Raw genomic sequence first — 1449 nt, forward strand, 5'->3', positions numbered from 1 at the left:
ATCAAAGTTTCCAATCACAGATATTAGACGGGCAAGTTTACTTTCCTGCCCATCATAATTAATTGTTCGTGTCAGACTTGAGACTTCATTAGTTCCAATAGTTATTTGAGCATTTGCGATTAATCCCATTTGGTCAAAGTACCATTGAATATTATGGCTTGATGTGTTGACTAAGGCATTGGCTTGCTCATTTCTTAATTCTAAATTCAATGAAGAACAAGTTAAAGTAATTTGATAATCACTTTCTTGAACATTTTCTACTCCAAATAAGTGGTCAATGCCATCATAAGTGAAACTAATATAAGCTTGTTCATTTAAAAAACGGCAGTAATCTTGTAACTGGCCGTTGATAAATTTATTTACAGTAAATATAAATGTTTCTGCTCCTTGGTCTTTATACCGATGCCAATTATCATTGAAAAAAGAAGGTAGCATCGGTATATCATTATTGATAATTGCTACGGTTTTAAGTGTATTATCATGAACGACTATTTCCATTATAAGTTCCTTTCTTTATATGATATTTGAACAATTGGCGGAGTAGTATTCCATGTAGACTGCAAGATTTTTAATGTACTTCTACCAGGAGGGATTGAAAAAGGTTCAGTGCCTCTAATTTTTTCTTGAATAGCTGGCATACCGTTGATAACAACTGTGTCTTTTCCGTTCATATTAACAGTAATTTTAGAGTTGGCTGCATAACGATTAGGAACATCTTTCCAAACAGATACATTATTTTTAGTAAGATTTATTTGTCTAATTGATAAATTATTGATAAATTTGTTCGAACCCTTAAATTGTCCAAGGTACAAGTAAACTTTTGAAACTTCAACATCCGCAAGTTCTGGAACATAAATTGTTTCACGGCTTCCGTACCAGTAAAAACCTAGGCTTGCTCCTTCTTTCAAAAAATCGGCATCCCCAGTTGAACTATTAAACATATTATTAGGATATTTTTGATTTTTTTCGGCATTGTTTGTTTCAAATCCAAATGATGTGTACTCTTTAGGAGTATTACCTCCAACCCAAAATGAACATTTAGCACTATTTCCACTCATGTCACTTTTGACAATCCCATAACCAGCCACCAACTTATCATTGATGTCAGTAAATAGAATTTGGAGGATTCCTGTTTGGCCCATAGCTCCCGCCCAAGCAAATAAATTAAAGTGTGAGTAGAAGTTCACAGCACCAACGTGACCATTAGAATCAGCCGGTAGCGTCATAACTTTCATTCCACCGCCTGCAAATTGAGATCCTGACATTGTCCCTTGAGTTGCAAATCTTAGTCCATCACTTTGAAAGCTAATCGTTCCATTGGTTCCAAGTCCTGAATTTTGAGGATTAGCAGTCCCGGTTGCATCTTTAAATTTAGAAAAACTTAAATCAGAATTGCTATTATACAAATATTCACTTAAGGCATGTGTAGCACCATTCGCTTCTTGCCTA

At 34.7% G+C, this 1449-nt stretch carries 2 protein-coding genes; both read right to left on the minus strand.

Features of this window, described 5'->3' with window-relative positions; translation table 11 throughout:
• On the minus strand, positions 1-498 hold a 498-nt coding region (locus tag AB0N14_RS40115), incomplete at its 3' end, for a hypothetical protein (protein ID WP_366030610.1).
• Positions 498-1449: hypothetical protein (locus AB0N14_RS40120; protein ID WP_366030612.1), on the minus strand; the 952-nt coding region annotated here is incomplete at its 5' end. The genes AB0N14_RS40115 and AB0N14_RS40120, both read right to left, overlap by 1 nt.

It is taken from the genome of Streptomyces sp. NPDC051104 (assembly GCF_040682835.1).
In the GTDB taxonomy this organism is placed as follows: Bacteria; Actinomycetota; Actinomycetes; order Streptomycetales; family Streptomycetaceae; genus Streptomyces; species Streptomyces cynarae.